Source organism: Citrobacter sp. S55_ASV_140, assembly GCF_018919505.1.
In the GTDB taxonomy this organism is placed as follows: Bacteria; Pseudomonadota; Gammaproteobacteria; order Enterobacterales; family Enterobacteriaceae; genus Citrobacter; species Citrobacter werkmanii.
Genome location: NZ_JAHLQZ010000221.1, coordinates 1 through 5,845, shown reverse-complemented (window position 1 = coordinate 5,845; position 5,845 = coordinate 1). Strand labels below are relative to the sequence as shown.

Sequence of the window (5,845 nt, the reverse complement as noted above, 5' to 3'; positions counted from 1 at the left end):
GCTTAATAAGGAGTTCCGATTATGACCGTACGTATTCTGGCTGTGTGTGGCAATGGGCAGGGCAGTTCCATGATCATGAAGATGAAAGTGGACCAGTTTTTAACCCAGTCAAATATTGACCATACAGTGAACAGCTGCGCAGTGGGTGAGTACAAAAGTGAACTGAACGGCGCGGATATCATCATCGCCTCTACCCATATTGCCGGTGAAATTACCGTAACTGGCAATAAATATGTTGTTGGCGTACGCAACATGCTGTCGCCCGCCGATTTTGGACCAAAACTGCTGGAAGTGATCAAAGCGCATTTCCCACAGGACGTGAAGTAAGGATACGGCATATGAAATTACGTGATTCGCTGGCAGACAATAACGCCATCCTGCTACAGGCCGAGGCCAACACCTGGCAGGAAGCGGTAAAGTTGGGCGTGGATCTGCTGGTTAAGGCCGACGTGGTTGAACCGCGCTACTACCAGGCCATTCTTGATGGGGTTGAACAGTTTGGTCCGTACTTTGTGATTGCGCCAGGACTGGCGATGCCGCACGGGCGCCCGGAAGAAGGCGTTAAGAAGACCGGCTTTGCGCTGGTGACGCTGAAAACACCGTTGGTGTTTAACCACGAAGATAACGACCCGGTGGATATTCTGATCACGATGGCGGCGGTCGACGCCAACACGCATCAGGAAGTGGGCATTATGCAGATCGTGAATCTGTTTGATGATGAAGCCAATTTCGACCGTCTACGTGCCTGCCGCACCGCGCAGGAAGTGCTGGATTTAATTGATAACGCCACTGCGGCGGCTGTTTAAAAGGATACCGAAATGTCATTACCTATGTTGCAGGTTGCGCTGGATAACCAATCAATGTCTTCTGCGTATGAAACGACGCGTCTGATCGCCGAAGAGGTCGATATCATTGAGGTGGGCACCATTCTTTGTGTTGCTGAGGGCGTACGTGCCGTACGTGACCTGAAGGCGCTCTACCCACATAAAATTGTGCTGGCGGACGCCAAAATCGCCGATGCGGGTAAAATTCTCTCTCGCATGTGTTTCGAGGCCAACGCTGATTGGGTCACTGTTATCTGCTGTGCGGATATCAATACCACCAAAGGTGCGCTCGAGGTGGCGAAAGAATTTAACGGCGACGTACAGATTGAACTGACCGGTTACTGGACCTGGGAACAGGCTCAGGAGTGGCGTGACGCGGGTATCGGGCAGGTTGTCTATCATCGCAGTCGTGATGCGCAGGCCGCAGGTGTGGCGTGGGGAGAGGCGGATATCAGTGCCATCAAACGCCTGTCTGATATGGGCTTTAAAGTCACCGTCACCGGCGGTCTGGCGCTGGAGGATCTGCCGCTGTTCCAGGGGATTCCTATTCACGTCTTTATCGCTGGCCGCAGCATTCGTGATGCCGCGTCTCCGGTTGAGGCGGCGCGTCAGTTTAAACGTTCCATCGCCCAGTTGTGGGGCTAAGGAGCGACTATGTTGTCGAAACAGGTCCCGCTCGGTATTTATGAAAAAGCGCTCCCCGGAGGGGAGTGCTGGCTGGAGCGCTTGCGGCTGGCGGAAGAGTTAGGTTTTGACTTTGTCGAAATGTCGGTTGATGAAACCGATGCCCGCCTCGCGCGCCTTGACTGGAGCCGCGAGCAGCGTCTGGCGCTGGTGGCCGCCATCGCCGAAACGGGAGTACGTGTACCTTCTATGTGCCTGAGCGCTCACCGCCGTTTCCCGCTGGGGAGCGAAGATGATGCGGTGCGCGATCAGGGACTGGCGATCATGCGGAAAGCCATTCAGTTTGCGCAGGATATTGGTATTCGCGTGATTCAACTGGCGGGTTACGACGTCTATTACCAGCAGGCTAATAACGAAACGCGTCGTCGATTTCGCGAGGGGCTAAAAGAGAGCGTTGAGATGGCAAGTCGCGCGCAGGTGACGCTGGCGATGGAGATCATGGATTATCCGCTGATGAATTCGATCAGTAAGGCGCTGGGTTATGCCCACTATCTCAATAATCCGTGGTTCCAGCTGTATCCCGATATCGGCAATTTGTCGGCGTGGGATAACGACGTGCAGATGGAGTTGCAGGCAGGAATAGGCCATATCGTGGCCGTTCACGTGAAGGACACCAGACCCGGCGTGTTCAAAAATGTGCCGTTTGGTGAAGGTGTTGTCGATTTCGAACGTTGTTTTGCAACGCTCAAGCAGAGTGGGTATTGCGGGCCATACCTGATTGAGATGTGGAGTGAAACAACGGACGATCCGGCGCGTGAAGTGGCGAAGGCGCGCGATTGGGTGAAAGCGCGGATGGCCAGCGCAGGTCTGGTGGAGACGGTGTAATGCAAAAACTTAAACAGCAGGTTTTTGAGGCCAACATGGATCTGCCGCGTTATGGGCTGGTGACGTTTACCTGGGGTAACGTCAGCGCCATCGACCGCGAACGGGGGCTGGTGGTGATTAAGCCCAGCGGCGTCGACTACCAAACAATGACAGTGGATGACATGGTGGTTGTGGATCTGTATGGCAACGTGGTGGAAGGACGCTATCGTCCTTCTTCCGATACCGCCACCCATCTGGCGCTGTATCGCCGCTATTTATCTCTTGGCGGCGTGGTGCACACCCACTCAACCCACGCGACGGCATGGGCGCAGGCGGGTCTGGCAATACCTGCACTCGGCACGACGCATGCGGATTACTTCTTTGGTGATATCCCCTGCACGCGGGCATTAACTGAAGCAGAGGTTCAGGAGGAGTATGAGCTGAATACCGGCAAGGTGATTATCGAAACGCTGGGGAACGTGGAGCCTCTGCATACGCCCGGCGTAGTCGTGTATCAGCATGGTCCGTTTGCCTGGGGTAAAGATGCGCACGACGCGGTACACAACGCTGTGGTGATGGAAGAGGTCGCAAAAATGGCATGGATTGCGCGTGACATTAATCCGGCCCTCAGCCCCATCGACAGTTATCTGATGAATAAACACTTCATGCGTAAGCACGGCCCAAACGCCTACTACGGGCAGAAGTAACGTCTTTGCCCCGGACAACGTGCATCTACGGATGTGCGTCACCGATCTGTTCGGGGCAATCTTCAGCGTTGCTGGTAAGCCGCTGGCGTAAATCGCATTCCTGCTAAAACTATCGCACAAATGACAGCACCAGCGTAAAACGTCGAGGCTGCGCCCATCGTTTCCCACAGAATGCCCGCGCCGGTACTGGCTAACAGCAGGGCGATGCCACTGATCAGATTAAACATACCGAAGGCCGTACCGCGTAGTTCTGCTGGCGCGGTATGCGCAATCATGGCAGCCAGCAACCCTTGCGTCATGCCCATATGAATCCCCCACAGTCCCACGCCTATCAGTAACGTGCTCCAGTGGTGACTCAGCGCCAGAGTGATATCCGCCGCGATCAGGACCAGCAGGCCCGCCTGTAACATGCGGGAGTGGTTCATACTGTCAGACATTTTTCCAAAAGGATAAGCCGACAGACTGTAGACCAGATTCATGGCGACCATCACCAGCGGAATGGCAAACAGCGGGATATCCATTTGATATGCGCGCAACACGAGAAACGCTTCGCTAAAGCGGGCGAGCGTGAAGAGCGCGCCCAGTCCCACGACCCACCAGTAGGCTGCACTCAACTTTTTCAGGTTTTCCCGTCGTAACGGATTGGTGCGTTTATCAGTGACGGGGGTTTTCGGTTCACTCAGGCCAAACCATAGCAGGGCGATAGAGAGCACCCCAGGGAAGACGGCAACCCAGAAGATAGTGTGAAAATCGTTGTTCCATAGCAGCATTAGCCCGACGGCGAGCAGGGGGCCCAGAAATGCGCCAATGGTATCCAAAGACTGGCGCAGACCATAAGCGGCGCCGCGGATTTCGGACGGGGTGACATCCGCGACTAACGCATCCCTGGGAGCGCCGCGAATACCTTTACCCACACGATCAATCATGCGAGCGCTGAGTACCATGCCTGATGAGCCCGCCATCGCGAACAGGGGCTTACTCAGCGCCCCCAAACCATAACCGAGCATCGCCAGCCCTTTGCGCTTTCCCAGATAATCACTGAGAACGCCGGAAAAAACCTTAATGATCAGCGCGGTGGCTTCAGCTAATCCTTCAATCAGGCCAATGATAATGACGCTGGCTCCCAGCGTGGTTGCCATAAACAACGGCAGCAGGCTATGGATCATTTCGGAGGAGACATCCATAAGCAGACTCACGCCGCCCAGCACCCAAACGCCTTTTGGTATGCGATTCAGCGTCGCATAGCGTGCAAACATGGTTTCGCCCCAGAGTATCAGTTCGGTAATGCTTTATTTAATCAGTAAATGATGACCAGGATAAGATACAAAGAAAAATAATTCTCATTTACCTGATGTGCAAAAAAAAGCCCCCGGTGAGGGGGGCAAGTCAAACGGTGGCAATGTTCTCGTTGGTTGTTTCTGGTGCTAGCGATAAATATCCGCACTGGCGTGCATATTTCCGTTACTGCCGGGTTCCCTGGTGAGGATCACGTGGTAGTAGTTTGCGCCTTGCGCATCGGTCTCTTCATTCAGGGCCTGAGTGGCTTCACTTTCAGTGGCGAAGTTATGATTTATGTAAATGACGCCTAAGCTCTGCACATCATCCATATTCCTGGCCTGATGATTGTCAATTTGGATGGCTGCCGTTGCATTTGCACTGAGCAAAAGCACAGCCAGAAGGGTTAAAACACGGGCTCGCATATGTACCTCCTCGACTGCGGTCTCTGGTTGCTTCTCTCCTGTGAGTGATGAGCTTCAGATGTAATTTTAACCGCTACCGGCGCAGGCGTTAGCGACCATTTCTGATGCAGTTGTTCAAAAAATTACCGCATACCCGCCTTTTCTTTTATTTACAGGTAACTGATAGATACCGCTGCGTTAAAAAATACCTGTCTTTCGCGCACAAGCTCATACCAAATAGTCAATTTAAACGGATGGATACCCTGTTTATAGTGAGCCGTATAATTAATATAACTTTATGATAATAAGGCAAAAACTTATGGATACTTCATTCATGGATTTCAGCTACTTCGTGATTATGTTTATGGTCGCGCTGGTGGCTGGCTTTATTAACGTGGTGTCGGGCGGAGGTGGGTTTCTCTCTATTGGCGCACTGTTAATTTCTGGTTTACCTCCGGCGAACGCGCTGGCAACCAACAAAATTCAGGCGCTGGGCAGTTCGCTAACCTCCGGGATTTACTTTTTACGCCGGGGACATATCAACGTGCAGGAGCACAAGTATGTATTCCTGTCTGCTTTTATCGGCTCAGCGTTAGGCACGACGCTCATTCAGTTCATTGAACCGGAGGTGTTGAAAAAACTGCTTCCGGTACTGATTATCGCCGTCGCCATCTACTTTATTTCCGCTCCCAACCTCAGCGAACCGAAAAGAAAGCCGCAGGTATCCCTGTTTTTCTTTTCTCTGATCTGCGGCGGCTGTATTGGCTTTTATGATGGATTTCTTGGCGCTGGTGCGGGTTCCTTTTATACGCTCTGCTATATCCTGTTGTGGGGATACAGCATCGATAAGGCACAAATTCACTCGAATTTTATTAACCTTGCATCGAACATCGCCTCGATTTTGTTCTTCATTTTCGGCGGCAAAATGATCTGGTCGCTGGGGCTGGTGATGTTTGCCGGACAATCGCTCGGCGCGCGCCTGGGCGCAACGGTGGTACTGACGCGCGGAAAGAAAGTTATCCGGCCGATGATTGTCATTGTCTCCATTTGCATTAGCGTCAAAATGCTGCTGGATATGTATTAATGGCGACATGGTAAATAATCGTACAAGCACCTTGAGTTTACCGGCTGACCCCAGTATTATGAC

At 52.7% G+C, this 5,845-nt stretch carries 8 protein-coding genes; 6 read left to right on the top strand and 2 right to left on the bottom strand.

The genetic code is table 11. From position 1 onward, the window contains the following. The first annotated feature begins 21 nt into the window (after window positions 1-21). Genes ulaB through KQJ18_RS20770 form a run of 5 tightly spaced genes read left to right on the top strand, consistent with a single transcriptional unit; the run spans window position 22 to window position 3,019 of the window. Window positions 22-327, top strand: coding sequence for a PTS ascorbate transporter subunit IIB (gene ulaB, locus KQJ18_RS20790; protein WP_001577590.1), 306 nt, complete (start codon window positions 22-24; stop codon window positions 325-327). Window positions 328-338: 11 nt separating this feature from the next. Continuing rightward, window positions 339-806 carry a PTS ascorbate transporter subunit IIA gene (ulaC, locus tag KQJ18_RS20785; RefSeq protein WP_038636563.1) on the top strand — a complete coding sequence of 156 codons (468 nt, stop codon included), beginning with the start codon at window positions 339-341 and terminating at the stop codon, window positions 804-806. A gap of 12 nt (window positions 807-818) precedes the next feature. After that, window positions 819-1,469 carry a 3-keto-L-gulonate-6-phosphate decarboxylase UlaD gene (gene ulaD / locus KQJ18_RS20780; protein WP_032940270.1) on the top strand — a complete coding sequence of 217 codons (651 nt, stop codon included), beginning with the start codon at window positions 819-821 and terminating at the stop codon, window positions 1,467-1,469. A gap of 9 nt (window positions 1,470-1,478) precedes the next feature. Beyond that, window positions 1,479-2,333, top strand: coding sequence for an L-ribulose-5-phosphate 3-epimerase (locus KQJ18_RS20775; RefSeq protein ID WP_216422638.1), 855 nt, complete (start codon window positions 1,479-1,481; stop codon window positions 2,331-2,333). Beyond that, window positions 2,333-3,019 carry an L-ribulose-5-phosphate 4-epimerase gene (locus tag KQJ18_RS20770; protein WP_137346744.1) on the top strand — a complete coding sequence of 229 codons (687 nt, stop codon included), beginning with the start codon at window positions 2,333-2,335 and terminating at the stop codon, window positions 3,017-3,019. The genes KQJ18_RS20775 and KQJ18_RS20770 overlap by 1 nt, the downstream gene beginning before the upstream one ends. A gap of 62 nt (window positions 3,020-3,081) precedes the next feature. Here KQJ18_RS20770 and KQJ18_RS20765 read toward each other — a convergent pair whose 3' ends face one another. After that, entirely contained in the window at window positions 3,082-4,275 is a 1,194-nt protein-coding gene (locus tag KQJ18_RS20765) for an MFS transporter (protein WP_137346745.1), read from the bottom strand. A 168-nt stretch (window positions 4,276-4,443) separates the two neighbouring features. Beyond that, complete coding sequence (gene yjfY, locus KQJ18_RS20760) at window positions 4,444-4,719, bottom strand: DUF1471 family protein YjfY (RefSeq protein ID WP_038636575.1); 276 nt, start codon at window positions 4,717-4,719, stop codon at window positions 4,444-4,446. A 298-nt stretch (window positions 4,720-5,017) separates the two neighbouring features. On the opposite strand from yjfY, the gene KQJ18_RS20755 reads away from it, so the two are divergent. Then, the gene (locus KQJ18_RS20755; RefSeq protein WP_038636579.1) at window positions 5,018-5,782 is read left to right on the top strand and encodes a TSUP family transporter; all 765 of its coding nucleotides are present in this window, start codon (window positions 5,018-5,020) and stop codon (window positions 5,780-5,782) included. Window positions 5,783-5,845: the final 63 nt, after the last annotated feature.